Origin of the sequence: Mobiluncus mulieris ATCC 35243, assembly GCF_000160615.1 — a bacterium.
GTDB classification, from domain to species: Bacteria; Actinomycetota; Actinomycetes; order Actinomycetales; family Actinomycetaceae; genus Mobiluncus; species Mobiluncus mulieris.
The window spans coordinates 1,108,410-1,132,888 of the sequence record NZ_GG668518.1; the positions used below are offsets into that span (position 1 = coordinate 1,108,410).

Sequence of the window (24,479 nt, forward strand, 5' to 3'; positions counted from 1 at the left end):
AGCGGCAAGTCTGGCAGGAAGCCCTGAAGGGAAAAAGCAATGCGCAAATCGCCAAAGTCATGCAAAGCAAGGAAAGCACCATTAAAACCCACATGAGCGCTATCATGCAAAAATTCTCGGTACGCTCCCGCGCCGAACTCCTGGTTTTCAGTGCCAAAAACGGCGCCATCCGCGAATAACTACCACTGCCACGTCACGAAGGCTACGCTTGAAATTCCAATGGGTGCCTCATGAACGGGTGCTAATCGTTTCCTGGTGTTAATCCGGACTCAGAATCTAGACCACACTCGGTTTGCGCTCTAAATACTGTGACAGCGCAGTACGGTAAATATCCGAGGGACGCACCCCTTGTGCCCGTGCCAGCGCCGCAACTCGGCGCGTATCTGCGGCAGGATACACAACGGTAACCCTTTTCTTGCCCACAGCATCAATATGCGAGCCCACATGCACCGTTCCTCCGCTGAGTTCGAAATCCCCGTTCTCATAAGGCGCTGCCATCTGATCCAGTATCTCGTCAGTCAAGCCTTGCGCATTCATAAACTCTTCAATACTGGTCACTGCTATCTCCTTTCCAAATCCAGTTCCAGCAATGTCTTTCGACTCGGAGGTGTCATCGCATGATACACAAAAAATAAATCCCTCTCCGCATTGTACAGGTACACCATCTCGACCAGGCGACTGTTCCCATCCAAGCCCACTGCTACCCATTCACCGCTGGGGCGCTGTTTGTAACGAAACGCGGAGCGCATCGCGGCGACCACATCACTAGAGGATAACTCAGGGTGCCGCCGCAATATCCGTGGATGAACCGCAATTTCGCTCACAAGCACTCCTCCATATGATATGAAATCATATCATAAATTCTCTAAAGTCATCCGTCTCCCTTGCGTGGCTACGCTTGAAATTCCAATGGGTGCCTCATGAACCCGTCCGATTTATTGCACAACGATTTTGTAAACTTTGCCCAACTGCGCGGGGTAAGACATTTCCGGTTCAGTCTTGGTTACCGTGCCGTCGAACCAGACCTTGACGGTTTTGCCTTTCAGGCCTTCGGCGGTCACGGTTTTCCCGTCTTTGGAGTAATCCAAATTGTCTATCGGCAGGGCTATGGGCTTAATCAGGTTCTTATCTGGCGGGGTTGTCTGTGATTTTTGGGCAAAAACCCACTTGTATTCCTCGGGTATCTCGCTCACGCGCACCAGTAGGCGATCCTCGTCAGTCTCCACGACCTTGGCGCTGAAGTTGGCTACCCCCTGTGGAATCGTCGAACTGTTCATAGCAATATCTTGAAACAGCAACCACTTGTCGCCTTTGCGTACGTTCAGGTACCCCGAATCCCAGCGTTGGTAGCCGAAACCAACCCCAAAGTTGGATTCATCATCTTTTTCTGGGGTTTTCCAGCTATCAACACTGCTCACAATTTTTCCGCTGGTGGTTCCGCAGGTAACAGCACTGTTGACGTAACCGGTGTCTTGGTAAACCTGTCCGCGCACCTTGACCTGTGGCGGCCTAGCGCTGTGAGTTTCCAATCCCGAGCTCTTAGCGCCCCTATCATTCACGGATTCTCCGCCGGTGTCCCCCACATCGGATACCTTCTCCACCGATAGGTCACCGTTGTCAGTTGCCTGTGCCCCGTTTTTTCCGCCCCCCGCACTACCGGTGCACGCCCCCAGCAGTGCCACCACCGCAAGTGTCGAGAGCAAAGCGTAAACTACATTGTTTTTCTTTTTCATGAGACTCCCCTAGGTTTACCGTCTGTTTCAGCAATTTTATCTTTCCCCGCTACAAATTTGGAATCACCTTTTAGCGCAGCGTCCGTGAGCACCTTGCAGAAGCTGGTCAGGGGCGCGTAGGGGGCGAACTGCGCCGCGCGGTCGTGTCGCGTCATACGCGGATGGCTGCGGGGTTCATGTTATACTCCTAAAAGTCAAAAAAGATTCAAATTTTGGGAGCAAATATGAGGAGTAGGGGGCTCATAAACCGCCAGATTTACCTCAACCGTGTCCTCATGTTCTAGATACAGACGTGATTAAAGTGGTCACCGGGATCCGCCGCTGCGGAAAATCGAGTCATTCTATGGATTCTACTCAAGTTTCGGCTAGTGTGTCACCACCAGGCACGGTGCCGTTAAGCGCCGCATCGGTCAGTACCTTGCCGAAACTGGTCAGTGGCGCGTAGGGGGCGAATTGCGCGGCGCGGTCGTGTCGCGTCATGCGCGGGTGGCTGCGGGGTTCATGAGGTGCCAGGGCGATAATATCGGCGTAACGCTGCCATTCCACGCTGGCCAGAGATTCCGGATTCGAAACCGGGGAAAACCCCCCGGAAGTTGCCGCCGCCCCGGCTGGCACCTCATGAATCCCGCGCGAAACCCCACCAGACGCACCACTATCACGCACCGATTTCATAACCGATGCCCCCCGGCAGTCCGGTTGCGATCCAGGGCGGTCGCCCCCGCAGACAGGTTCACACCCCGAAAAACTGCGTTCTTGCCAAACTTGCGTTTTATCCGCAGCAGCGCCTCTTGATTACGACGTTCCGCAACTAGGGCGGCTTGTTCGACTGCTTCCACCGCCGCCAAGGCTTCGTAATCCGTAAACAAGTCCAGCTGTTCCCCCACGCCCGGGGATTTCGGCTCGCCACTCATGAAGCCCCCAGTACCACCAACGACACCGGAGCCGTCGGCAACGTCGACAACGTCGACTCTCGGCACCAGCGCCTCCTCACGGCGGATATGACTAGCCGACACATACATCCGACGCACCAAAAGCCCCGGATCTACAATCCGTTCAAACAACCGCGTCACAGCCTCCAGCAACAGCCGGGTGGAAGCAGTCGCTCGCCCCAGGTTCTCGCTGCCGTGCACCGGTTTTGGTATCAGGCGCCCATAGTGGTCACGTTTCACCTCTCCCCGGTAGGTCGCCGCCCGCGCCGGGTCAGCCAGGTTTTCGGTGTCATAGCCGACTGTCAACACTACCTGGTCGGTGGTCAGCCCCTTGTCCACCAAGTCCAGCGACAGTCCGTCCGCCATTTCCCGCACAATCATCCGCGCCTCACCAAATTCGTAAGCCCTAGGCAGCACCTGGCCGACATTCACGGATTTTGCCTGGGGATGGTATGACTTGATGTCCGCGATGGTGGTCGGCTCCCACCCCCAGGCGTGGTCTATCAAGAGCTCCGCATTCACCCCAAATATGCGGTACAGCGCTTCCTCGTTCGCCCGGTCATAGCGCTCCCCCAGCGAGGCCCTGGCCACGTCGCCCATCGTAAATAAATCCATGGCCTCCAGCTTCCGAGCAGTGGCCGGTCCCACCCGCCAAAAGTCCGTCAAGGGTCGGTGCGTCCACAATTGTTCCCGGTACGTGCGCATGGTGAGCTCTGCCAAGCGCACCCCGTGTTCATCAGCCTCGGCGTGTTTGGCCAAAATATCCATCGCAACTTTCGCCAGGTACAGGTTTTCCCCAATCCCGGCCGTAGCGGTGATACCCGTGTGGGCATATACGTCGTGTATCAGCTTCGTGGCGAACTCGACGGGGGTCGCTCGGTAGCGTTCCAAATAGCCGGTAGCGTCAATAAACACCTCGTCGATAGAATAAACATGCACGTCAGCCGGGGAAACCCAGTGCAGGTAGCGCGAGAGTACCGTGGCGCTGGTTTCCATATACAGTTTCATCCGAGGCCTTGCCACCAGGTAGTCCACAGCCAGCGCGGGATTCGCCCGCAGTTCGTCTAGGTAATATGAGGAACCCGCCAACCGATGCTGGGACGCGCGGCGGGCACGGTCTCGGTTCACGGCTTTTACCTGGGCAATGACCTCGAACAGGCGGGGGCGCCCTGGTACCCCAAAGGTTTTCAACGCCGGGGAAACTGCCAGGCAGATGGTCTTTTCGGTGCGGGTTTCGTCTGCCACCACCAGGTTCGTGTTCATCGGGTCAAGCCCGCGTTCACGCGCCTCTACCGAGGCAAAAAAGGACTTCAGGTCAATCGCCATGTAGATGCGTTGACCCGCTTGGGTCGTGTTACAGCGCGCCGGGGTGCCCATACCTCGATTCTATACGCTGTTTTCCGCCAGTTTCCCTGCCGGAGGCGCCTACCATCCGGTGCCGCTGGTGGGACGCTTTTCATGAGGGGCTTCCCGTCAAGTGTCCCAATCCAGAAATCTCAGTCAATCGGTTCGACAATCCCGCCCAGTTTCCACGATTCCAGCTCCGCCCAGTCGCCATCAACCGTGCCCCATACAAAGGAAGCGGGGGCTTGCCGGGCATCAATCACGGCCTGACTGTCGCTAGATGCCAGACTCAGTTTCAGGGACAGTTCCGCCAAGGCCGGTTGGTGGAAAATTACTAACAGAGTCTGTACCTGCGGCTCGACTTCGTGGATGAGTTTCAAAACCGTATCGGCATAGTTTTCGTCGTAAAGTTCTTGTTCAAACTGGAGTTTCGCTATCTGCAGGCCGCCGCGCCGCAGTTCATCACAGGTTTGACTGGCTCGCACTGCTGCCGACACGATGGCTAAATCAACCACTCCCACAATATTTACCAGGTTTTTGCCTTGATGCCGGACTTGTTCCCGCCCATACTCGGTCAGGGGACGCAGGAAGTCGGAGGCTGCAAAATCGGCCTTGCCGTGGCGCATGAGTATTAATTTCTTTGAATTTTCCATAACCCGATTCTAGTGTGGCTCGCCCGTTTTGTATCCACAGAATCACGTAGCATCGCGCCACTCTTGATAAAATCTAGCAAGTGCCTAGTTCGCGGGTTAGAATTCTAAGGAGTCTTTGTAAAACGGGAAGGATCGTTAGCTGATGTCATTTCTGTTCGCGCTACTGGCGGCAGTGCTGTTTGCCGTCCTGTATGCGGGGTTCAAAGTCGCCTGGTGGGTTTCCTTGGGTGTTTCGGTGGTTGCGTTTGCCGTTTTACGGTTCATGAGGAGCCAGCGGAAAAAACGCCGTAAGCTCGTATTGGACGAGGCTGCCCTGAATCAAAGGTTGAAGGACATTGAAGTGTCCGCACGTCGCAGTGTTTTAGAGATCCAAAAGAATGCTTTTAGGATGCGTGGATTCCGTAAAGAGGCCTCCCGCCTGGCAAAGTTAAGTAAACAGATTTTGAGTTACGTGAAAACTGATTCCGCCGCCCTGTCGAAGTCAGAGCATTTCTTGGAGTATTATTTCCCGATGCTCGCTAAAACTATGGCTAACTACACTTTGCTTTCTAAGGCCGAATTAGAACCGGAGAAACACGCCTTAATCGAAAAAAGCACGAAAGAGTCTTTGGATTATTTAGAAGCGATTTTTCAAAAACAACTTGCTGCTTATCACAATAATCAAATCTTGGAACTCGAAGCCCAGTCTGAGTTATTGGAAAAAACCGTGAAACTCGGAGGTGAGCTCTGAATTTTAGATGGCACCTCATGAATCCACCAAAATAACCAGAACTAAAACCGATAAACCACTACTAAATAATAATAAGGAGAGAACTGTGAGCGATATCAGCCTCGACGATTTGATGAAGAAAACACCGGTGAACACCGCCACTACGGAGGTTCCCACCGAGGAAAAAGCTCTGGAACTGGTGAAACGTGATATACCGGAGTTAAGCGCCGTTGACGAACAGAAAATCGCCGAGATTCGCGCAGAAATCAATCTGCAGGATACTTCCACTTTGGCGCTTTACGGGACGGGGGCGCAAAAGAATATCGCGGAGTTCTCGGATTCGATTCTGTCCCAAGTCAAAGCCAAGGACGGCGGCGAGGTTGGGCAGATGCTCACGGATATGCTGGTACAAGTACAAAATAGCAAACCAACTAGCGGTGGTTTTCTGGCCAAGATGTTCGGAAAAGGCAAAACCGAGGTACAGCGCTTTATGGCCAGTTACGAAACCCTTTCCCAACAGCTGGATGCGATTGCGGCGCGGCTCGAGAGTAAACAAAAAGAAATGACGACCCAGATTGCGGTTTTTGACAAGATGTATGCTCAGAATCTGGATTACTATCACAACTTGACGCTGTATATCGAGGCCGGAGAACGCGAGATTCAGAATCTACGGGAAAATACTTTGCCGCGTCTGCGCGAGGAAGCCAAGAACTCCGGTGACATGATGGCAGTGCAAGCGGTGGCAGATTTCGAGGCAAATGTAGGGCGCTTCGAGAAAAAGGTGCACGACCTGAAAATCAGCCAGACCCTGTCACTGCAGACTGCGCCCCAAATTAAACTCATTCAGCAAAACGACCAGCTGTTGGTCGAAAAGATTAACGACGTGATTCACTCCACGTTGCCCCTGTGGCGCTCCCAAACCGTGATTGCGCTGGGCTTGCAGAAACAGCGCGATGCTTTGGCGGTTGAAAAGGCCGTGTCGGATGCCACTAACGAAATGATTCGCCAAAACGCCGCCCAGCTGAAGCAAACCACACTGGAAGTACGCCAGGAAGCCGAGCGTTCCACGGTGGATATCGAAACCTTGGAAGCCGCGAACCAAGACTTGATTGAGACGATTCATTCCTCGGTCGAGATTACCCGCCAGGCGGCGGCTTCGCGCGTGGCGGCCAGCCAGAAAATGCTCCAGATGAAGGCCGACTTGAAGCAGGCCTTGATAGCGGCCAGTACCGGCAACACTGGCAGTGCTACCGCCCCAGATACTTCCGGCGGTGCCTCCCCTAATGTCTAAGCTGGCAACCGCTCAGCGGGGGATGTCCGCGCCCTGGGCTACACGTTAAATCCGAGGGCGCGCAGTTGCTCTCGCCCGTCATCGGTGATTTTATCCGGGCCCCAGGGCGGTAACCACACCCAGTTGATGCTCACCGCATCCACCAAGTCATTTAACACAAACCGGCACTGTTGGTCTATCAAATCTGTCAGCGGACACCCCGCCGAAGTCAACGTCATATCCAACAGCAAATCATCCCCATCCAGATGCAGCCCGTAAAGCAAGCCCAAATCGACAATATTAATCCCCAACTCTGGATCCATCACGTCCTTGAGGGCTTCCATAATCTCGTCCACGCGCGCCTGTTGCTCGGCCGTCAGCTGTTGTTCTGCGGCACTATCTCCACCGGCTTCTTCACCCAAGGCCGCCGCCAAAGCCGGGTTCATCACCGTAATAGTCTCCGAGCCAACCCCCGTAACCGGCACCTTTGCGCCCACCTTACCGTCATCACCCGGATTATCCAAGGATGCCAACAGTTCATCACTCAGCTTGTCTTCACTCATCACCGAGTCCCTTTCCTAGAAACCACTAAGCCACTCACTATTTACCAAGCCACTAATCCGTCGCACAACAATGCGCCGACTCCCCCGAAGCCGTACCCGCCAAACCAGCCTCGGCCTTCGCTATCGCCTCTTTCAAAGCCATCCATCCCAACAGCGCACACTTTACCCGGTTCACATAACGCGACACACCCTGCAGGCTCGATGCATCCCCCAGTCGATCCAGCAAATCATCGTCAACCTCTTGTCCACGCGAATGCATCATCGTGGAAAAATCCGCTTCCAAGTCCACCACAGTATCCAGGTCTTTCCCGGCCACCAGCTGGTACATCATAGACAAGGAAGCCTGGGAAATCGAGCATCCCGAACCGTCCCACACCAAGTTTTTGAGCTTGCCATCCGCAATCTCGACTTGCAGGGTCACTTCGTCGCCGCAAGTCGGGTTCACCTGGTGCGAACTCGCTCCCCAACCCGGCAGGGTTCCTGCACCGTAGCGCGCCTTGGACTGTTCCAATATCAGTTGTTGATAGAGGCTCTCAAGTTCGTTCATCGTTTCCCTTTCACTGTCCCGTAATGTTTTTCGACCGGTTCATGAGGTGCCATCCCGGCATCCCGGCTAGCGCCTCATGAATCCGCACCTATCTCAACCCATCCTAGCCGACCCCGAAAAATTCCCGAGCCTCGGGCAAAGCCGCCAAGAACCGGTCGACTTCACTGCGGGTGGTGGTGGGGGCGAAAGTCGCCCGGGTCGAAGCACTGACCCCGAAAAACCGATGCAGAGGAATCGCACAGTGATGCCCCACCCGCACTGCGACCCCTTGAGAGTCCAAAAACTGTCCCAAATCATGCGGATGAATCCCCTCCATCACGAAGGACAACACCCCGGCGCGATTCGCCGTGTCACGCGATCCTAGGATTTTCACCCCCGGAATTTCCGCGAGTCTCGGCAGAGTATAAGCAGTCAACACGGCTTCATGAGCTGCCACCCGATCCATCCCCAAATCGTGCAAATACTGTAAAGCCGCTGCCCAGCCTACAATCTGTGCGACCGGCTGGGTGCCAGCCTCGAAACGATACGGCACCGGCAAAAAGGTGGAACCCTCGACTGTGACATCTTCAATCATGGATCCCCCGGCCAGGAACACCGGCAGTTGCTCCAACAGCTCCCGGCGTCCCCACAGCGCCCCCACCCCGGTGGGACCGAGCATTTTATGCCCCGAGAAGCACGCGAAATCCACCCCCAACGCGGGCAAATCCAACGGCAAATGCGCCCCGGACTGACAGGTATCCAACACCACCACCGCTCCCACGGCGCGTGCCGCCGCCACCAGGGGTGCGATATCGGTAACCGCGCCGGTCACATTGGAGATATGGGTAAAAGCCACCACCCGGGTTTTCTCGGTGATAATGTCACCCAACCGCGACAAATCCAGGCGCCCGTCGGATTGCAAGTCGATGGTTTTCACCACCGCCCCGGTGCGCTGAGCCACCAGTTGCCACGGTACCAGATTGGCGTGGTGCTCGGCTCGGGTATAGACGATCTCATCCCCCTCGCGCAAGGCAAACGGCCCGCCACGTCCCTCCCAGGTCGCCGCCGCAAACCCATAGGCCACCAGGTTCAAGGCCTCGGTCGCGCCGCTGGTCCACACGAATTCCTCACAGTCCGCAACCGCAAAGAAATCCGCCAGGGTGTGCCGAGCATCCTCGAACATGGCGGTGGCATCATCACCCAGCTGGTGAGTGCCGCGATGTACCGCCCCGTTGTGCTGACGATAGAAATCCTCGAGGGCATCGAGCACCACCGTGGGTTTCTGGGAGGTAGCGGCGGAATCCAGGTAAGCCAGAGGTTGGCCGTTACGGCCAGGCACCTCTAGGATTGGGAAATCGGCGCGAATCCGGGTCAGTTCCGCCTCGCTAAAATCGCTCATCTCTTGATTCCTTTCTGCCGGGGATTACTGAATTCATCCCGGATTCCTCCCTTGAAATTCGCCGGGATTCCGGGCTGGCACCTCATGCAGCCGTCCCACCAACCAGCAAACGAAACATGACACCCCACGAACCGCGCGACCGTCGGCCTAGACAAACTTGTCGTAGCCGGTTTCCTCCAGTTCATCGGCTAATTCCGGCCCGCCCTCGGCCACAACCTTGCCTTCGGCAAAGACGTGAACAAAGTGCGGACGCACATAACGCAGAATCCGCGAATAATGCGTAATCAACAAAATTCCGGTGTTATTCGCATCATGCACCCGGTTGATACCCTCCGAGACAATCTTTAGGGCATCAATGTCCAAACCAGAATCGGTTTCATCCAAAATCGCGAAACGCGGCTGTAACAGCTGCATCTGCAGGATTTCCAGGCGTTTCTTTTCCCCCCCGGAAAACCCCGCATTCAAGTCCCGCGACGCGAATTCCTTTTCCATCTTAAAGTCATGGAAAGCCGCGTTAAGCTCCTTCAACCAGGTGCGCACCGGCGGAGTCTGGCCGGTTACCGCAGTTTTCGCGGTGCGCAAGAAGTTCGACACCGACACCCCGGGTACTTCGACGGGGTACTGCATCGCCAGGAACAATCCCAGACGCGCGCGCTCATCGACAGTCATCTCCAAGATGTTTTGCCCGTCAATCAGTGCTTCTCCCCCGGTGACCTCGTACATGGGGTGGCCAGCCAGGACGTAACTCAAGGTGGATTTACCCGACCCGTTTGGCCCCATCACCGCGTGAACTTCGCCGGATTGAATCTTTAGGTTCACGCCCTTCAGGATTTGCTTGGATCCCTCGGGGGTTTCAACTTTGGCTTCGAGGCCTTTAATTTCTAAGACTGACAACGTTTTCTCCTTATGCTCCCAAATCGATTTTCACCATTTTCCCGTCAATTGCAACGGGGTACACCGCGTTCACTGCAGACTCCCTTCGCTCAGGCGGTTGTCCACCAGTTCCAGCACGTGCGCGGCGAGTTCGGGCACGTCCATCTGGTTCAGCAACTCGGCATAGAATGCCTTTACCACCAGGCGTTTTGCTTCGGCCGGGGCAATGCCGCGACTCATCAGGTAAAACAGTTGTTCGTCGTCGAAACGTCCCGTAGCCGAGGCGTGTCCCGCGCCTTCTATCTGGCCATTGTGAATCTCGAGGTTGGGTACCGAGTCAACGCGCGGTCCCTTACCCAACACCAGGTTGCGGTTTGATTCATAGGAATCTGTGGCGTAGGCCACCGGTCCTATTCCCACGTCCCCGACCCACACGGCGTGGGCATCCTGGCCTTGCAAGGCTCCCTTATAGGTCACCCGAGATTTCGAGCCGGCGGCTACGTGGTCGATGAACAGCCGCTGTTCGTGGTGAATCCCAGCATTCGTAAAGTACAACCCGAGCATATTTATATCCGCGTGTGGCTCCGGCAGGGTCACGCCCGAGCATATCCGCACGGTGTCTCCACCGAGCGTCACCACTGCGTGTTGTATGGTGGAACCCTCCGCAAGTCTCAGCTGGTGGGTGGCGACGTGTTTAGCATCAGCTTCCCATTCTTGGAGGCTCAACACTCGCAGAGTAGCGTGGCGTTCCGCCAGGATTTCCACGGTTTCGTTCAGCTGCCCACTGCCGGTGTGGCGCAACACCAAGGTGGCGTCGCAGCCCTCCCGGGCGACAATCTCGAGGTGTCCCACCACGGGGGCGCTGCCTGGTTCGCCGGCGTGTACATCCAAGAACACTGGTTGGGGAGCGTGTCCGTTGATGGTTACCCGCATGGTTTCGCGGATATTGTTCCAGCCCACCGCTGCGACGCGGTCGAAAGGTGCGGCAACTAATGGGGTGTCGGATTCATGAGGTGCGAGCGCAAACGTGGCCACCCCCAAAGTGATGGACTGACCTAGATTCAGGGGTTTTCCGGCCAACTGATATGTGGGCACTCCGCCGTCGAGAGTGTCGGCCAGTAAACCTTCGAGGCGGTCAATCGGGGTAAACCGCCAGGCTTCCTCGCGCCCGTGTGGCATCGGAAAATCCGCCAGTTTGGTAGAGGTGAAACGGCTTGGTGCCGGGGCGACCCCGGGGTTATGCAAAGAGACTTCTGGCATTACCCCACCGATCCTTCCATTTGCAGTTCAATCAATCGATTCAGTTCCAGGGCGTATTCCATCGGCAGTTCTTTAGCGATGGGTTCCACGAAACCACGGACAATGGTAGACATGGCTTCTGTCTCGGTCAAACCCCGACTCATAAGGTAGAACAGTTGGTCTTCGGAGACCTTGGACACGGTGGCTTCGTGCCCCATTTCCACTTCGTCATTGCGTACATCCACGTATGGGTACGTGTCAGAGCGTGAAATCGTGTCCACCAGCAGCGCGTCACACAGCACATTGGATTTCGACCCGCTGGCTTTCTTGTCGATGGCGACCAACCCGCGATAGGCCGAGCGTCCGCCCTGGCGGGAAATCGACTTGCTGACAATATGCGAAGACGTGTTGGGAGCGAAGTGAATCATCTTGGCACCCGTGTCTTGGTACTGGCCTTTCCCGGCAAAGGCGATGGAAAGTGCCTCGCCCCGGGCATGCGGTCCGGTCAGGTACACCGAGGGGTACTTCATGTTGATGCGCGAGCCGATATTGCCGTCGACCCACTCCATCGTTGCCCCTTCTTCGGCGATAGCGCGTTGGGTGACCAGGTTCAATACGTTGTTTGACCAGTTCTGGATGGTGGTGTAGCGCACCCGCGCGTTCTTTTTCACGAATATCTCGACGATGGCGGCGTGCAAGGAATCAGACTTGTAAATCGGGGCGGTACAGCCTTCCACATAGTGAACATAAGCTCCTTCGTCGGCGATAATCAGGGTACGTTCGAACTGTCCCATGCTCTCGGTGTTGATACGGAAGTAGGCTTGCAACGGAATCTCACATTGCACCCCTTTAGGGACATAGATGAAGCTGCCTCCTGACCAGACGGCGGTGTTGAGTGCCGCGAACTTGTTGTCCCCGGCGGGCACGGCTTTACCGAAGTATTCTTGGAAAATCTCGGGGTGTTCCTTGAGTCCCGTGTCAGTGTCAAGGAAAATCACGCCTTGTTTTTCCAGATCTTCACGGATTTGGTGATAGACCACCTCGGATTCGTATTGGGCGGCTACCCCATCGACCAAGCGTTTGCGTTCCGCTTCGGGAATCCCCAATCGGTCATAGGTTTCCTTGATGTCTTCGGGCAGGTCATCCCAGGATTGCGCGACTTTATCCGAGGCACGCACGAAATATTTAAACTGGTCGAAATCCAGAAAGCTCAGGTCTGGCCCCCAGGCGGGTATGGGCTTGCGCTCGAAAATCTCTAACCCCCGCAACCGGGTTTCCAACATCCACTCCGGCTCGTTTTTCATCTTGGAGATATACCGCACCACGTCTTCATTCAGACCACGTTTGGCCGCCTGCCCGGCGGTGTCAGAGTCGTGCCACCCGAATTCGTATTTATCTGAAATTGACTCAATAATCTCGTCGTCGCTACGTTTCTTTTGCTCTGAACTCATCAGAGTTTCACTCATCTTTTTCCTTTCGTCTCGCTCTAGCTCGCGCGGCCACTTTTATCTGGCTGACCAGGTTCGGTGTCCGCCCCAGCAGAGGCACACTCGTGGTGCAAGCGTGATCGCCCTCTGCGAGGGTCGCAAGTCTTTGGACGTGGGTATCCAGCAGCCGTGAGAATGCTTCGGTTTCCGCCTCACATAGTTTAGGAAAGTTTTTAGCCACATCTTGCACCGGACACGAGCCTTGGCAGATTTGCAACGCAATCCCGTTTTTGGTGTGACGCACCGTGGCGGCGTATCCGTCTTGCGCCAGGGCATCTGCCAGAGCTGTGACTCGGGCTTCGGGGTCTTCGCCCGCCGCATGTACCACGGGAGCATAACGGCGTTCCACTTCGCGAGAGTGGTGGTGGGCAAAATCTTCTATTGCGTCGTCCCCACCAAATTGCTGTAAGTATCCCAATGCTTTGGTGGCCATCTGGGAGTATCCGTCGGGCTGGGTGGCACGTCCCGCGTCGGTGGCCACATAATTACGTGCCGGGCGCCCCCTGCCGCGCGCGGCCGCATTCGTGGGTTCCAGATTCTTAATTTTCCCGGTGCTCTCTAGGTAAATCAGGTGCCGACGCACCGCTGCCGGCGTGAGTTTCAAGATGTTTGCCAAGGTAGAAGCCGTAATGGGGCCTTTTTCGATAATCAAGTCCAGTACGACTTGGCGAGTGCCGATGTCATCCGCCTGCGCTTCCATCAGCCCCCCTTACCTTGTTGCCGTCATTATTGCCATCGTTTGAAGGCACTCAATCCTATCTGACCGAGCATCTCCAAATCTAGCACATTTCGCAAGACACGTCTTGCGTAAACCCCTTATGTCACAATTATCTAGCTTGTCTGATTTCTGCTTGACAGCTCGGGTTGCTCGCACCTCAAGGTTGCCGTTTTATTTCACGAGGGGCTTACCCGGACTCACCTTAGCCACGGCGCCTCAGGTTTTCTCAGTTCATGAGGGGCTTGCAGAGCATACTGCGTTGCCAAAAGACCCACGACTGCGGAAGGGTTATGTATCCGACCTGCGAAAATGCCGGCTAGCGCCTCATGAAGCCCCACCCAACGCCGAGTCATGAACGCCTCTTCGTCTTGCTTCACGAAAGTCTGTTCGGCAAGCGGGATGGACTCAAGGTCTCGCGCCAGGAATACGCGCAGTGATTCGGTGGAGCCACCCGGGGTGGTGAAGTAGTCCACCAGCACGTCCCAGCGCCCGGCACGCAGCTCGGCTTCCTCGGCCAACTCACGCTTCGCGGCCACCAGGGGATCCTCTCCAGGAATATCCAACAACCCGGCGGGAATCTCCCATAGGGTAGCACCTACCGGATGCCGATACTGGTCAATCAACAGCACTTCTGGAAGTCCTTCTGGATTGTATTCCGAAGCAACCTCGCGCAGCGGCACTATCGCCACCGCCCCGGGGTGTTTCACGAATTCACGCACCGCCACACCCCCGCCGTATTGAACACGCTCGCTTTGCATCGAGAACACGCGTCCGTGCCACACTTCCCGCGATTCCAATACCGGAAATACGGTCTTAACATCCGTCAAAACTTCCGTTTCTTGCTTTGTCATCTTTCCATCATCACCCAAGCCCGAGCATCCCGCAACCCCGCAACCTCAATCCCTAGCCACAACAGCCACCAACCTACGGTTATCCTATATGGTGTGCTCAACAGCGTGATGGGGCGCAGTATAACGCCGCAGCCAGTACTGTGCCAGGGTAGCGAAGGTTTCGAAGCCCGCCGCGCGTTGCCGTGAGGCCGACCCCTGACGTTTACCCGCATCCCCCAGAGCACTCTCAATGTAGGCAGCGAAACCCGCAGCATCCCCAACCGGCACCAGGAAACCGCACCCGCCCAGAATCTCGGGCACGCCCCCCACCGGGGTGGACACCACCGGCAGACCCGCCGCCATAGCTTCCTGCACGCTCAAAGGCCAGCCTTCGGATTTGGAAGTCAACACAAACACATCCGCCGCCCGCAAATAGTCCTCCATATTGGCAACCGCGCCGGGCAGCAAAAACTGCTCCCCGCGCTGTACCCGACGCCCCGCTGCCACCAGTCCCGCGCGCCGGGCATATTCCGGATCCCCATCGCCCAACACCACCCAATTGACTGGGGTGTGCAAAGCCACGAAAGCCGCCCCAGAAGTTTCCAAATCTTTTTGTTCCGACCACCGCGCCGCACTAATCACCAAAGGCAGATTCACATCAAAACCAGGAGCGTCAGCGAATAAAGCTCGACGGAGCTCCAGTTTCGATTCCGCCGCTACGGGCGGCTGCGCCAACAACTGCGGCACTTTCAAGGAAGGAGCCGGAGACCAAAAAACCTCCGCACAACCAAGTTCGCGAGCCTGGTCGCAAAGCTGATTGCTAACAGCACTGACCAACGTAGCGAAGCCCAGCGGGAATCCCGCCAGCGCTAAATCCAAGCGACGGCGCCAGCCATGGGTCAAGAAATCATTGTGCCAAGTAATGGCAAAAACCGGGTGTTGCCGATGTTTACGCCAGAATAACTCGAAGCACCCCGCAACCAGCAACGCCGCCTGATAACCATGGGCGTGAATCACGTCAGCACCCCGGCAGAGCCTCAAAAAACGCCGCGAAAATCCCAGTCGACGCTTACCCATCGCCAGGGTTTTCGGAAAATCAAATCGCTCTAAAGTTGCCCGGGGTGCCACCACACAGATTTGGTGCCCCAAGGCGGACATTTCCCGACTCAGCGCTGCAACATACTGTCCCCGTCCCCCGGCGGAAGGCCCAAGTACCTGGATAATTCGCATCACATTCCCACCTTTGCTGGGTTGACTGGGGAAAGGTCGGGTTCATGAGGTGCTGGCTGGGATTCCAAGACTCGTCGGGATTTAGTGGTATTAGCAATCGCCTGACGATAGTATTGCAACCACTTGCGCGAAATATCGGCAATGGTAGGCCAATCCCAGGAACGCTGACGCGCCTCGGCCTGTTTTTCGTACCACAGTTCCGGTTCGGACAGCAAACGGGTGATAGCGGCGGCGGTTTCCTCGACATTAGCGGCGTGAACCAACAACCCCCCCACCCCAGATTCAGGTGGTAAATTCACGCTATCCCCGCGCGCCAACTCGGTGGCATCACGAGTGGACATCAGAATATCACGCAACCTACCCACCGGTTCCGCCACCACCGGCAAACCCTGACTCATGGCTTCTTGCGCCACAAACCCCAGGGATTCCCACTGCGAGGTCACTACCAGGACACTGGCAGCCTCGTACCAAACATCAAGATTTTTGCGCCACCCCAAGAAAGACACCTGAGCATCGGTACCCTGAGAACGCAGTTGTGCCAACAACTGGGGATTCCCATCCCCCACCACCACGGCAGTAGCCGGGTAAGTCACCTTTTCCATCGCTTTTACAAACAAATCCAGGCGTTTCTCCGCTTCGACACTTCCCACCACCAACACCAACTGGCCACGATTTTTTAGCCTCTCACTTTGCGCTAGCTGTGCCCAGCGTTCAACGCGCTGTCTGCGGTTGGATAACGGATTGGCACGTAGTTTCTCGACCCGGGGAGAAACCAGGAAAGAAACCGAAGCATCAGTCGAAGTTTGGGCGTCAATAGTCGCCGCCAAGTTCAGCGACGACCCAGTCAAACGACTGGCTTTGGTACCCAACCAACGGAAAAACAGTTTAGAAGCCAGGGTATCCTGACGTTCATCAGCCAGTTCATATAAGGACACCAACACGGGTGGACGCGAAGGCATGAAAGCCGTCAATAACATAACATAGATTGCCGCGCTACGTCCGTGCGCATGTACCACATCGGCTGCCGCAATCGCGGCTCGAGCCTTTTTGATACGGCTCAGATTAGAGCGAATCAAGTGCGGCTTCCACGTTGGTATCACCCACAGGGGCAACACCCTCTGTAAACGGTAGTGTTTCGCCGTGGTAGGTTCCGCAATTATGGAAATATCGTCCTCGTTTTGGATGCTAAGCACCCCGGAAAGCGAAGCCACGAAAGTACCCATAGAATGACTGGCTTTACCCACAACCATCAAGATATTCACGACTGGTCACCCTCCGAAGACTTCGGAAAGCACGAAGATTCAGCGGCTTCATTTTCAAGATGACACCTCATGAACCCCACTTTATCAACCCCACCCGACCGAACCCGGCGAACTACCCCGCGAAATTGAACCGAAGCCAAGTACAAACCCGGCAAGCTCACCACCACAACCACTGCACCCGCCGCTAATGTCGCCCACAACACCGCCAGGGGCACATCCAACGCTACTATCACCCTGTAAATCAGACGCCCCCCCGCCGCCCCCAAAACCGCCAACGGCAAAGTAACTACCAGAGCCAAGCTCACAACACGCCACCCCCCAGGTTGAATCCGCTGCCACACCACCACCAGATATCCCCCCGCGAGACTCATCCCCACTGTCTGTCCCCAACCCAAAGCCAGCAAAGACTCCGCACCCGCCCCCAAGCCGGGAACCAAAACCTTAATCAGAATCCAGGCCGTTACCGCCGCCACGCCCCAAGCCAGCAAAGCTGCTACCAGGGAATGCACCGCCCGATTCAAGGCAATCACCACCCGCGAAAGGTGATAGAGTAAGGCATAGCCCAACAAAGCCGGACTCACCGCCACAATCGCCAGTTCCAAACCAGGGATCGGACGATTCCAAGCAAAAATCGCCGCCATCCCCGGAGCCACTGCAACCAGGCCCGCCACTCCCAGGACAGCCAAGGCTGTAATCAACGCGGTAGATGCCGCAGCTAACTGGGCACACTCTTGGTGCTGCCCCGCCGCTTCACTACGTGTCAACAGGGGAAACACCACCGTAGCCACCGGATAAGTAAACAGGGCATATGGAAGCAGATAAACCGCTTGGGCATATTGAAAGACATTAATCGTGCCGACTTGCCCGCCCCAGCGTGCCAGAACCAACACCGCTAACATGTAGCCCTGCGCCGCCAACAGCGATCCGATTCCAAAACCCCCCAAAGCCAGAGCTTGACGCAACTGCGCCCGGGACATCACCCAAGTCGGCCGCAATCTTAGCCCCAGTCGCACCAAGGGAATCACCAACGGCACCCCCAACAGCGCCACTCCCAGACTGGTACCCCATCCCAGCACGTTTAGCGCCCGGGCATCAAAGGTATCGGCGCGCGACCACCACCCATAGAGTCCATAGGCCAGCATCACCACCAGCGAGGACAACGCCGGCATCGCGGCTGGCCACGCGAAACGGTCGTAAGCCTGTAAAATCCCCCCCGCCACCACCGCCAGCCCGTAAAGCGGAATCTGAATGGCAAAAGCCCGCAAAAATTGCGCCATTAAAGCGTTTTGCGCCGCCCAATCCGAACCACGCGAGGCCGGTAGCAGCGCCGCAATCGGATCGGCCGCCAGGAATAGCACCAACCCCAGGGGAATCAGAATCGTTAAAGTCCAGGTCAACAAGGCGGAAGCTATGCCGCTAACTTCTTGCCGAGAATTGCGAGCAATCGCCTTGGCCAACAAAGGCACGGTTATCGAGGCGAGTGCCCCGCCCACCGCAACCTCAAAAATCACATTGGGGATTTGGTTGGCCGAAGCATACGCATTACCAACTTCGGCGGCGCCCACCCACGAAGCCTGCGCCAGCCAACGCAGAAATCCGAAAACGCGCGAGATTAGGGTGAAAACCGCTACCAGCCCGGCGGCGCCCAGCAGGCTCGCAGCGGGGTTACGTAAGTATCGTGGGTTTCGAATCAAAGCACTCCTCGCGAGTTTAAGCCGGGGTTTCTTTAACTGCGACAGCGTCGTTTGTCTGGAATGGGATTGACGGCACCATCTCGTCGGTCACGGCGGGGGCAGGGTTACGATTCTTTTCCGATTGGTCGTCCCGATGTCGCCCCAGTTCATCGAGGGTTTTCATGAGGGGATGGTTCTCGATTACAGCCGAAAAACTGATTTTTTCGCTGGCCAGAGTCAACGCCGTAATCCCAGCCAAAACCGCGAGTTTCGCGCCGCGTGAGCGCCCCGGTATCCAGGTGGCAGCCAGCGCTGCCCCCAGGGAATTCGCCCCCATATCCCCCAGCATGGTGTATTCACGCACATCCATGGGGAAAGCCGCTCCGATAGCGAATAGGTTCACCAAAGCGCGGTCCTGGCGCCCCATCTTGGGGCTTTGCCCGCGCCCCCCACAGGCGCAGCGGGGAAATATCCCAGCCAAACCCACTAGGCTAGCTACTTTCAGGGCGCGCCCGGGGCGCAAGTCGAATAGGTTCACTAAATTCGCACCTCCGGCGATTACCCCGGCTTCAACCACCCAATCCAGGACTTGTCGGCGGGGTTTGGCCGCCAGCATACCGGTGGCTATCAGCCCCAGCATTTTCACCGCCCCGGGACTCAGACGCCCCTCTGCCAGGGCTCCGAGGTGTCCGTGTAGACCTTTGGTGGTTTTATTCCGAGTCTCGCTGTCCGTCATGTCGTCGTAGCCGCCAACCAGGCCAGCTCCTAATGAAGCCGCTGCTATTCGCCAGCTAATGCAATCTCCACGTAGCGCGTTGATGGCGTGCCCCGTAACCAGTTGCCCGACCAGCAGTGCCCCGCCCAGTAAGGTGACCTCACGGCCGCGGAAGTTGGTGCGTTTCCATGGGATTTTCATGTTTTGTCTCTCGTTTCGGGGTGGTTTCTAGGGTTTGGGCGCGCTTCAAGCGACTGGTTGGCTGGGTTGGCTGGGGCTTCATGAGGTGCCAGCCGGGTTGGCGAACTATTTCACTGACCAGGCTGTCCCGAATTGGGGGCGGCCTGACTAGGCTCTACCGGAGGCTCGGATCCCGGGGTTATTTTCTGATCTAGGGGCGGCACCAGCGCTGTTGCCCCTGACTCGGCACCCCAGGCTCCTACCGTGCCATTCATAGACGATACCAAAGCAAAAGGCAGTACCAGCAAGGCCGAGGCCGATCCGATACTGTCAACTGTTGATACCGGGGTGGACTCGAAACGAATGATGGAAACCAAGTCAGTGGGGGTGGTACCAGCCCCGAAAACCACGGCTCCACCCGCAAAGGAATTCAGGGTGCGCGCCAGCTCTAGGTACACCGGGTCGACACTTTTATCGCGTGTCGCACCGTTATCCTTGCCATTAGCGGGTGACTTCGTTTTGTCGGAGCGCGGACCGATAATCACCCCCACCCGAGCCGGAGCCTTCGCGGGGGTTACCACCTGAAGCAAAGGGGTATCCGCCACACTCAGAATCCCGGTTAATGCCTCGTTTTGGCCGATAAAAGCCAGTTGACCCACCGCCGCCGCCAAGGTGTCTTCCGGGGTAGTAACCCGGGTGGTATCCTCGAGATACTGGGTAATCTGGCCAGAAAGTGCTTCTCGATAGGCTTTTTTTTCGGGGGAAAAGAATTCCTCGCGCAGATTAATCTGGGCGGAAACCGCCCCCCCGGCCTGACCGATTTTCTCGCTGACTTTCTTGACATCCTCACCGTCAGCACCTGGCAAAACCACCACGGCCACATTCACTCCAGCCAGGAGTTTGTCAAAAATTCGTCGCGCAAAAGCATCGGAAACCCGTTCGCTGGTGGTCAATTTTTCCTTAGATTCAGCCAGCTGGTTACTCAGAGCATTACGGTCTTCACGCAGCTTGTCCACTTGACCGGTCAAGGTTTCACCGATGGGTTGCGCCAAAGGACCGGCACCGAGAACTATCCCGACTGCCAGCGCCAAGAACACCGCCACCAGGGAAACAAGGTGATATCTAAAATCAATCATCAGTAATCCTTCCGGTAAACCTATCCGATTATGCCCCTTAAACTTTGCCACCAGGAATCCAGATTCGCCGCTACGATTCCTAAAAATGCTTGTCCCACCGCCGTTGCCCCCAAAGCAGCCAGCAAAGCGGCCAGCCCGGCCACCATCATAATGCCTATCTGAGAGTTATTAATGCGGGGGCGGTACAGTTTGGAAACTCCTTTAGCGTCAATCAATTTCCCGCCCACTTTCAGGCGCGTCAAAAATGTCGAAGACATCCCGGCACGTCCCTTGTCCAGGAACTCCAACAAAGTCGCATGTGTCCCTAAGGCCACAATCAGGTCTGCGCCTTTCTCGTCAGCCAGCAGCATGGTAATGTCCTCTGAAGTGCCCACGGCAGCCCACACTACGTGTTCCACTCCCAGCTCCTGTACCCGAGCCAGTCCTGGCACCTTGCCATTTGTGTACGCATGCACCACGATTTCCGCCCCGCTTTTTAAGGCGGTATCAGTTACTGAATCCATATCTCCCACAATTAAATCTGGCTTCAACCCGTTTTCCAGCAAGGCATCTGCCCCACCGTCAACCCCTATCAACACCGGGCGATACTCGCGAATATAGGGTCGCAGCATCTGCAGGTCTTCTTTATAGTTATAGCCGCGCACCACCATCAGTACTTGGCGTCCCGCCAGATTGGTTTTCAGCTCCGGAACCCCCACTGCTTCCAACAATAAATTACGTTCCCGTCGCAAATATTCCATGGTGTTAGCCGTAAAGGCCTCGATTTGTACTCCCAGCGAGGCCTTAGCGGCTTCCATATTGGCCGCATTTGTCTCTTGGGTTTGCCGCACGCCTTCGGCAATCAGTTTTTCGCCTTGATAGACCTGATTGTCCCGGATTTCCACCCGTTGACCTTCTTTGAGGCTCATCACGTCATTACCCAGGTCGTCAATCAGGGGAATTCCCGCGTCCAACAACAGCTTCGGGCCTTGATTGGGATAGCGCCCGGACGTGGATTGTTGGGCATTCAACACTGCGGCCGGACGTTTTTCCACTAGAGACTCGGCGGCGACCCAATCCAAATCCAGATGTGATATCACCGCAATTTCCCCGGGATGCAAGCGTTTCACCAGGTTCTTGGTGCGCGAATCAATCCGAACCATGCCGGTGGGGAGCGCGGTTTCGCGGCGTTTGCGGAAAAACATGGTTCTCATACCTCCGATTGTGCCACGTCTGCCTGCGCTAGCAGTTCATCAGCATGGCGCAAGGCCGTGTCGGTCAGTTGGCTGCCGGAAATCATGCGCGCCAGTTCTTCACGCCGCGCCTCCGGATTCAAGGGTTCAAGCTGACTTTCACCTTTGCTTTTACTGACTTGGATTTGCAGGTTTGCAAAGGCCGCCACCTGTGCCAAGTGAGTTACCACAATTACCTGGTAGTCTTTCGCGAGTCGTGCCAGGCGTTTACCCACCTCGATTCCGGCTTGTCCTCCGATGCCGGCGTCTACCTCGTCGAAGACAAAGGTGCGTTTGGGGTTCTGGTTGTTATTGGGGATGGCACCTCGTGAAGCCGACGTACCCGGGGTGTCCGCTAAGCTGACCTCGAGCGCCAGCATAATTCGCGACAGTTCCCCGCCGGAAGCCGCCTCGGCCAGGGGCAACAGCGGCGCCTTCGCGTGTGGTTGCATCAGGAACTCGATGGTATCAGCTCCGCTGGCGGCGGGTTCACCGAGCTCAACCATAATCTCTACCCGGGTTTCGGGCATGTTAAGGCCTTTTAGCTCCCGGTTAATGGCTTTCGTTAAAGTGGCGGCAGTTTTCTCGCGTTGCGCGTGTAGCTTTGCTCCGGCGGTTTCTAGGGCGGCACCAGTTTTTTCTACCGCGTTCATGAGGTGCTGGCGGTGTTCCTCGCTGTCTTGCATTCCACCCAGTTCGGTTTCCACATCTCGCCAGGCACTGCCAAGCGCATCGGGTTCCACGGCAACTTTCAGGCTCAAATCCGTAAATGCGGCTCGCCGGCTCAAGGCAACTTGTAGGGCTTGCGGGTCGGCATTCAAGTCCCGCAGGTAAATCCCTAACTCGCGGGTGGCTTCCCCCAGCGAGTAGCTGGCCGAGGCCACCATATCAGCCAAATCCGCCAGCGAACCGTCTTGTTGCGTGACCTTTTCCATAGCACGCAGGGCAATGTCAACTAGGGCATTCGCCCCGACTTGCATCTCGGAATCTTCATCCAGAGCCACCAGGGCGGCGGTGGCGTTTTCCCGCAGATTTTCCACATTGGAAAGCCGTGAAATTGTGGCGGTGAGTTCTTCGAATTCCCCATCTTCGGGAGCGAGTGCCTGGAATTCTTCGGATAGGTGCTCCAGGACTTCCCGGCGACGCTGGCGGGTTTCAAAGTTTTCCTCCCAGATTTCGAGGTCTTTAGTGGCGGCTCCCCATTCCTCCCAGGCCTTGGCGTAGGTCTGCAACGCTGCCTGGTGGGTTTTACCGCCGAACTCATCCACCGCTTCACGCTGGGCTTTTTCCCCGCGCAACCGGCTTTGCGTGGCCTGGCCGTGCACAGACACCAAATCCGCCCCGAAGGTACCCAAGGTAGCGGCCGGAACCGTGCGTCCCCCCAGATGAGCCTTGGAACGAGACTGAGCCGGAACAATTCGCGCGGCCTCTACCACGCCGTCTTCCACCACCCCCCCGGCTTCCATCACTACGGCCGCGGCCGATGCGTCGACTAGGAAGGTACCTTCCACCACGGCACTTTCACTGCCGGCCGCCACCAGCGAGGCGCGCGGCTGGGCTCCCAGCAACCAGTTCAGCGAAGTCAACAGCATAGTTTTCCCCGCCCCGGTTTCCCCGGTAATCACAGTGAACCCAGGGGAAAACCCCAACTCGGCGTGGCTGATGGTTCCCAGATTTTCGATGCGCAGGGATTCAATCATTTCCGGCGTCTCCATCCTTCGACGGGCAGGTCAAATTTTTTCACCAGTCTAGCGGAGAATGGCTGGGAAACCAGACGTGCCAGTTGCATGTCAGAAGCGGATTTCGTCACCCTAATCGAGGTTCCCGGGGGAGCCTGTAACACTCGGTTACCGTCGGCCCAAACCTCGCAGTCTTGCACCTGGTTGGGTAACACTTGGATTTCTAGCACTGCGGTCGGCCCCAAGACCAGTGACCTCGTGAACAAGCCGTGCGCCGCCAGCGGGGACAAAACCAAAGCCTGGACATCGGGCCATACCACAGGTCCTCCCACCGAAAAATTATAGGCAGTGGAACCAGTGGGGGTCGACACGATCAGCCCGTCCGCCCCGTATTCACTGACTGCACCCCCGTCAACCCCAAAGGCCAGCAGGGCGGGGTGTCCTGAATCGGTGGACAGCACGGCGATATCATTAGCTGCCCATTCAGTATTGATTTTGCCGTCAGGGGTGCGAATCTCGGCATCGATGCACATGCGGCGTTCCACCTGGTAGTCGCCGTTTATCACCCGGCGGCACAGGTCTTCGAGGTTTTCTTCCTCGGCTTCAGCCAAGAACCCGACGTGACCCAGATTCACTCCCACCAGCGGTACTTGCTGACTTTGGGCGATATAGGCGGCTTCCAGAATTGTGCCGTCCCCGCCCAGCACAATAATCAGTTCCACTTGGGTGTCGCTGCCGCGTCCCACCGTGGCGATACCGGCTTTTTCCAGGATTTCGCACACTGTCCGCGCGGCTTCGAGGGCTTCTTGGCGTTTCCGGTGGTTGAACACCATAATGGTGCGTTTATTCACGCCCGCTCCTCCTGTTTGCGGCTGAACCTGGCGACCTCTTCGGCGGTGGGTGGACGATACGGGCAGGCTTCGTCAGCTTCGCTGGCTCCGCAGCAGTCCGCGTATCCCCCCATGTCTTTCATAGTTTCGTCCCCGCCATCCCACTGTGGGGTGGCGGTTTGCGGGTCGCATCCCGTCACCCGTGCTATAGAATCGTCGCCGGGAGTATCTTCCAAAGATTTTTCTATTCCCATCCTCAGCCTCTCTTCCTTTCAATAACCAGTGTCTCA

General features: G+C 56.5%; 26 protein-coding genes. 3 read left to right on the top strand and 23 right to left on the bottom strand.

Going from position 1 to position 24,479, the window contains the following annotated elements; translation table 11 throughout:
• Nucleotides 1–179 (top strand): response regulator transcription factor (locus HMPREF0577_RS04720; RefSeq protein WP_004012566.1); only part of this gene is annotated, 179 nt, incomplete at its 5' end.
• Nucleotides 180–276: 97 nt separating this feature from the next.
• Here HMPREF0577_RS04720 and HMPREF0577_RS04725 read toward each other — a convergent pair.
• From HMPREF0577_RS04725 to HMPREF0577_RS04750, 6 genes are all read right to left on the bottom strand, one after another.
• Nucleotides 277–558 (bottom strand): ribbon-helix-helix domain-containing protein, encoded by a 282-nt coding sequence (locus HMPREF0577_RS04725; RefSeq protein ID WP_004014873.1) that lies wholly within the window; start codon nt 556–558, stop codon nt 277–279.
• 2 nt (nt 559–560) lie between these two features.
• Complete coding sequence (locus tag HMPREF0577_RS04730; RefSeq protein WP_036342313.1) at nt 561–824, bottom strand: hypothetical protein; 264 nt, start codon at nt 822–824, stop codon at nt 561–563.
• A gap of 111 nt (nt 825–935) precedes the next feature.
• Complete coding sequence (locus tag HMPREF0577_RS04735) at nt 936–1,733, bottom strand: hypothetical protein (protein ID WP_004012568.1); 798 nt, start codon at nt 1,731–1,733, stop codon at nt 936–938.
• A 354-nt stretch (nt 1,734–2,087) separates the two neighbouring features.
• The gene (locus HMPREF0577_RS04740) at nt 2,088–2,405 is read right to left on the bottom strand and encodes a hypothetical protein (RefSeq protein ID WP_004012570.1); all 318 of its coding nucleotides are present in this window, start codon (nt 2,403–2,405) and stop codon (nt 2,088–2,090) included.
• Nucleotides 2,402–4,039: a Y-family DNA polymerase gene (locus HMPREF0577_RS04745; RefSeq protein WP_004012571.1), complete on the bottom strand. Its 1,638-nt coding sequence runs from the start codon at nt 4,037–4,039 to the stop codon at nt 2,402–2,404. Before HMPREF0577_RS04745 ends, HMPREF0577_RS04740 begins: the two co-directional genes overlap by 4 nt.
• A 119-nt stretch (nt 4,040–4,158) precedes the next feature.
• On the bottom strand, nt 4,159–4,659 hold the full coding sequence (locus HMPREF0577_RS04750; protein ID WP_004012572.1) for a SixA phosphatase family protein: 501 nt from the start codon (nt 4,657–4,659) through the stop codon (nt 4,159–4,161).
• 142 nt (nt 4,660–4,801) lie between these two features.
• Here HMPREF0577_RS04750 and HMPREF0577_RS04755 point away from each other — a divergent pair, with 142 nt between their 5' ends.
• Nucleotides 4,802–5,389, top strand: coding sequence for a 5-bromo-4-chloroindolyl phosphate hydrolysis family protein (locus tag HMPREF0577_RS04755; RefSeq protein ID WP_004012573.1), 588 nt, complete (start codon nt 4,802–4,804; stop codon nt 5,387–5,389).
• A gap of 85 nt (nt 5,390–5,474) precedes the next feature.
• The gene (locus tag HMPREF0577_RS04760; protein WP_004014867.1) at nt 5,475–6,659 is read left to right on the top strand and encodes a toxic anion resistance protein; all 1,185 of its coding nucleotides are present in this window, start codon (nt 5,475–5,477) and stop codon (nt 6,657–6,659) included.
• A 38-nt stretch (nt 6,660–6,697) separates the two neighbouring features.
• Here the strand turns inward: HMPREF0577_RS04760 and HMPREF0577_RS04765 are convergent, their stop codons facing one another.
• The 17 genes from HMPREF0577_RS04765 to HMPREF0577_RS04845 all read right to left on the bottom strand — a co-directional run bounded on the left by HMPREF0577_RS04765 (nt 6,698) and on the right by HMPREF0577_RS04845 (nt 24,443).
• The gene (locus HMPREF0577_RS04765) at nt 6,698–7,204 is read right to left on the bottom strand and encodes a metal-sulfur cluster assembly factor (protein ID WP_004012575.1); all 507 of its coding nucleotides are present in this window, start codon (nt 7,202–7,204) and stop codon (nt 6,698–6,700) included.
• Between the two features lie 49 nt (nt 7,205–7,253).
• Nucleotides 7,254–7,748: a Fe-S cluster assembly sulfur transfer protein SufU gene (gene sufU / locus HMPREF0577_RS04770; protein WP_004012576.1), complete on the bottom strand. Its 495-nt coding sequence runs from the start codon at nt 7,746–7,748 to the stop codon at nt 7,254–7,256.
• Nucleotides 7,749–7,851: 103 nt separating this feature from the next.
• Nucleotides 7,852–9,126 (bottom strand): SufS family cysteine desulfurase, encoded by a 1,275-nt coding sequence (locus HMPREF0577_RS04775; RefSeq protein WP_004012577.1) that lies wholly within the window; start codon nt 9,124–9,126, stop codon nt 7,852–7,854.
• Between the two features lie 147 nt (nt 9,127–9,273).
• Complete coding sequence (sufC, locus tag HMPREF0577_RS04780) at nt 9,274–10,020, bottom strand: Fe-S cluster assembly ATPase SufC (RefSeq protein ID WP_004012578.1); 747 nt, start codon at nt 10,018–10,020, stop codon at nt 9,274–9,276.
• Nucleotides 10,021–10,089: 69 nt separating this feature from the next.
• Nucleotides 10,090–11,259 (bottom strand): SufB/SufD family protein, encoded by a 1,170-nt coding sequence (locus HMPREF0577_RS04785; protein WP_004012579.1) that lies wholly within the window; start codon nt 11,257–11,259, stop codon nt 10,090–10,092.
• On the bottom strand, nt 11,259–12,704 hold the full coding sequence (sufB, locus tag HMPREF0577_RS04790) for a Fe-S cluster assembly protein SufB (RefSeq protein ID WP_004012580.1): 1,446 nt from the start codon (nt 12,702–12,704) through the stop codon (nt 11,259–11,261). Before sufB ends, HMPREF0577_RS04785 begins: the two co-directional genes overlap by 1 nt.
• Nucleotides 12,697–13,425, bottom strand: a complete 729-nt coding sequence (locus HMPREF0577_RS04795; RefSeq protein ID WP_004012581.1) for a helix-turn-helix transcriptional regulator — start codon at nt 13,423–13,425, stop codon at nt 12,697–12,699. The genes sufB and HMPREF0577_RS04795 overlap by 8 nt, the downstream gene beginning before the upstream one ends.
• 215 nt (nt 13,426–13,640) lie before the next feature.
• Complete coding sequence (locus HMPREF0577_RS04800) at nt 13,641–14,294, bottom strand: NUDIX domain-containing protein (RefSeq protein ID WP_036342319.1); 654 nt, start codon at nt 14,292–14,294, stop codon at nt 13,641–13,643.
• A gap of 84 nt (nt 14,295–14,378) precedes the next feature.
• On the bottom strand, nt 14,379–15,503 hold the full coding sequence (locus HMPREF0577_RS04805; protein WP_004012583.1) for a glycosyltransferase family 4 protein: 1,125 nt from the start codon (nt 15,501–15,503) through the stop codon (nt 14,379–14,381).
• Nucleotides 15,503–16,765, bottom strand: a complete 1,263-nt coding sequence (locus HMPREF0577_RS04810; RefSeq protein ID WP_004012584.1) for a glycosyltransferase family 4 protein — start codon at nt 16,763–16,765, stop codon at nt 15,503–15,505. Before HMPREF0577_RS04810 ends, HMPREF0577_RS04805 begins: the two co-directional genes overlap by 1 nt.
• Nucleotides 16,762–18,459, bottom strand: coding sequence for a murein biosynthesis integral membrane protein MurJ (gene murJ, locus HMPREF0577_RS04815; protein ID WP_004012585.1), 1,698 nt, complete (start codon nt 18,457–18,459; stop codon nt 16,762–16,764). Before murJ ends, HMPREF0577_RS04810 begins: the two co-directional genes overlap by 4 nt.
• 16 nt (nt 18,460–18,475) lie before the next feature.
• The gene (locus HMPREF0577_RS04820) at nt 18,476–19,354 is read right to left on the bottom strand and encodes a hypothetical protein (protein ID WP_004012586.1); all 879 of its coding nucleotides are present in this window, start codon (nt 19,352–19,354) and stop codon (nt 18,476–18,478) included.
• Nucleotides 19,355–19,464: 110 nt separating this feature from the next.
• Nucleotides 19,465–20,469 carry a copper transporter gene (locus HMPREF0577_RS04825; protein ID WP_004014859.1) on the bottom strand — a complete coding sequence of 335 codons (1,005 nt, stop codon included), beginning with the start codon at nt 20,467–20,469 and terminating at the stop codon, nt 19,465–19,467.
• A gap of 20 nt (nt 20,470–20,489) precedes the next feature.
• Nucleotides 20,490–21,662: a putative cytokinetic ring protein SteA gene (steA, locus tag HMPREF0577_RS04830; protein ID WP_004012588.1), complete on the bottom strand. Its 1,173-nt coding sequence runs from the start codon at nt 21,660–21,662 to the stop codon at nt 20,490–20,492.
• Entirely contained in the window at nt 21,659–23,380 is a 1,722-nt protein-coding gene (gene recN / locus HMPREF0577_RS04835; RefSeq protein ID WP_036342321.1) for a DNA repair protein RecN, read from the bottom strand. The genes steA and recN overlap by 4 nt, the downstream gene beginning before the upstream one ends.
• On the bottom strand, nt 23,377–24,210 hold the full coding sequence (locus HMPREF0577_RS04840; RefSeq protein ID WP_004012590.1) for an NAD kinase: 834 nt from the start codon (nt 24,208–24,210) through the stop codon (nt 23,377–23,379). The genes recN and HMPREF0577_RS04840 overlap by 4 nt, the downstream gene beginning before the upstream one ends.
• Nucleotides 24,207–24,443, bottom strand: a complete 237-nt coding sequence (locus HMPREF0577_RS04845) for a hypothetical protein (protein ID WP_004012591.1) — start codon at nt 24,441–24,443, stop codon at nt 24,207–24,209. The genes HMPREF0577_RS04840 and HMPREF0577_RS04845 overlap by 4 nt, the downstream gene beginning before the upstream one ends.
• Nucleotides 24,444–24,479: the final 36 nt, after the last annotated feature.

Excerpts from the sequence above, each read along its gene's own strand:
- HMPREF0577_RS04735 (WP_004012568.1), bottom strand. The coding sequence starts at position 1,733 with ATGAAAAAGAAAAACAATGTAGTTTACGCTTTGCTCTCGACACTTGCG.
- recN (WP_036342321.1), bottom strand. The coding sequence starts at position 23,380 with ATGATTGAATCCCTGCGCATCGAAAATCTGGGAACCATCAGCCACGCC.
- HMPREF0577_RS04745 (WP_004012571.1), bottom strand. The coding sequence starts at position 4,039 with ATGGGCACCCCGGCGCGCTGTAACACGACCCAAGCGGGTCAACGCATC.
- HMPREF0577_RS04800 (WP_036342319.1), bottom strand. The coding sequence starts at position 14,294 with ATGACAAAGCAAGAAACGGAAGTTTTGACGGATGTTAAGACCGTATTT.
- HMPREF0577_RS04785 (WP_004012579.1), bottom strand. The coding sequence starts at position 11,259 with ATGCCAGAAGTCTCTTTGCATAACCCCGGGGTCGCCCCGGCACCAAGC.
- steA (WP_004012588.1), bottom strand. The coding sequence starts at position 21,662 with ATGAGAACCATGTTTTTCCGCAAACGCCGCGAAACCGCGCTCCCCACC.
- sufU (WP_004012576.1), bottom strand. The coding sequence starts at position 7,748 with ATGAACGAACTTGAGAGCCTCTATCAACAACTGATATTGGAACAGTCC.
- HMPREF0577_RS04820 (WP_004012586.1), bottom strand. The coding sequence starts at position 19,354 with ATGAAAATCCCATGGAAACGCACCAACTTCCGCGGCCGTGAGGTCACC.
- HMPREF0577_RS04795 (WP_004012581.1), bottom strand. The coding sequence starts at position 13,425 with ATGGAAGCGCAGGCGGATGACATCGGCACTCGCCAAGTCGTACTGGAC.
- HMPREF0577_RS04755 (WP_004012573.1), top strand. The coding sequence starts at position 4,802 with ATGTCATTTCTGTTCGCGCTACTGGCGGCAGTGCTGTTTGCCGTCCTG.
- HMPREF0577_RS04845 (WP_004012591.1), bottom strand. The coding sequence starts at position 24,443 with ATGGGAATAGAAAAATCTTTGGAAGATACTCCCGGCGACGATTCTATA.
- HMPREF0577_RS04750 (WP_004012572.1), bottom strand. The coding sequence starts at position 4,659 with ATGGAAAATTCAAAGAAATTAATACTCATGCGCCACGGCAAGGCCGAT.
- HMPREF0577_RS04825 (WP_004014859.1), bottom strand. The coding sequence starts at position 20,469 with ATGATTGATTTTAGATATCACCTTGTTTCCCTGGTGGCGGTGTTCTTG.
- sufB (WP_004012580.1), bottom strand. The coding sequence starts at position 12,704 with ATGAGTGAAACTCTGATGAGTTCAGAGCAAAAGAAACGTAGCGACGAC.
- HMPREF0577_RS04740 (WP_004012570.1), bottom strand. The coding sequence starts at position 2,405 with ATGAAATCGGTGCGTGATAGTGGTGCGTCTGGTGGGGTTTCGCGCGGG.
- HMPREF0577_RS04805 (WP_004012583.1), bottom strand. The coding sequence starts at position 15,503 with ATGCGAATTATCCAGGTACTTGGGCCTTCCGCCGGGGGACGGGGACAG.
- HMPREF0577_RS04775 (WP_004012577.1), bottom strand. The coding sequence starts at position 9,126 with ATGAGCGATTTTAGCGAGGCGGAACTGACCCGGATTCGCGCCGATTTC.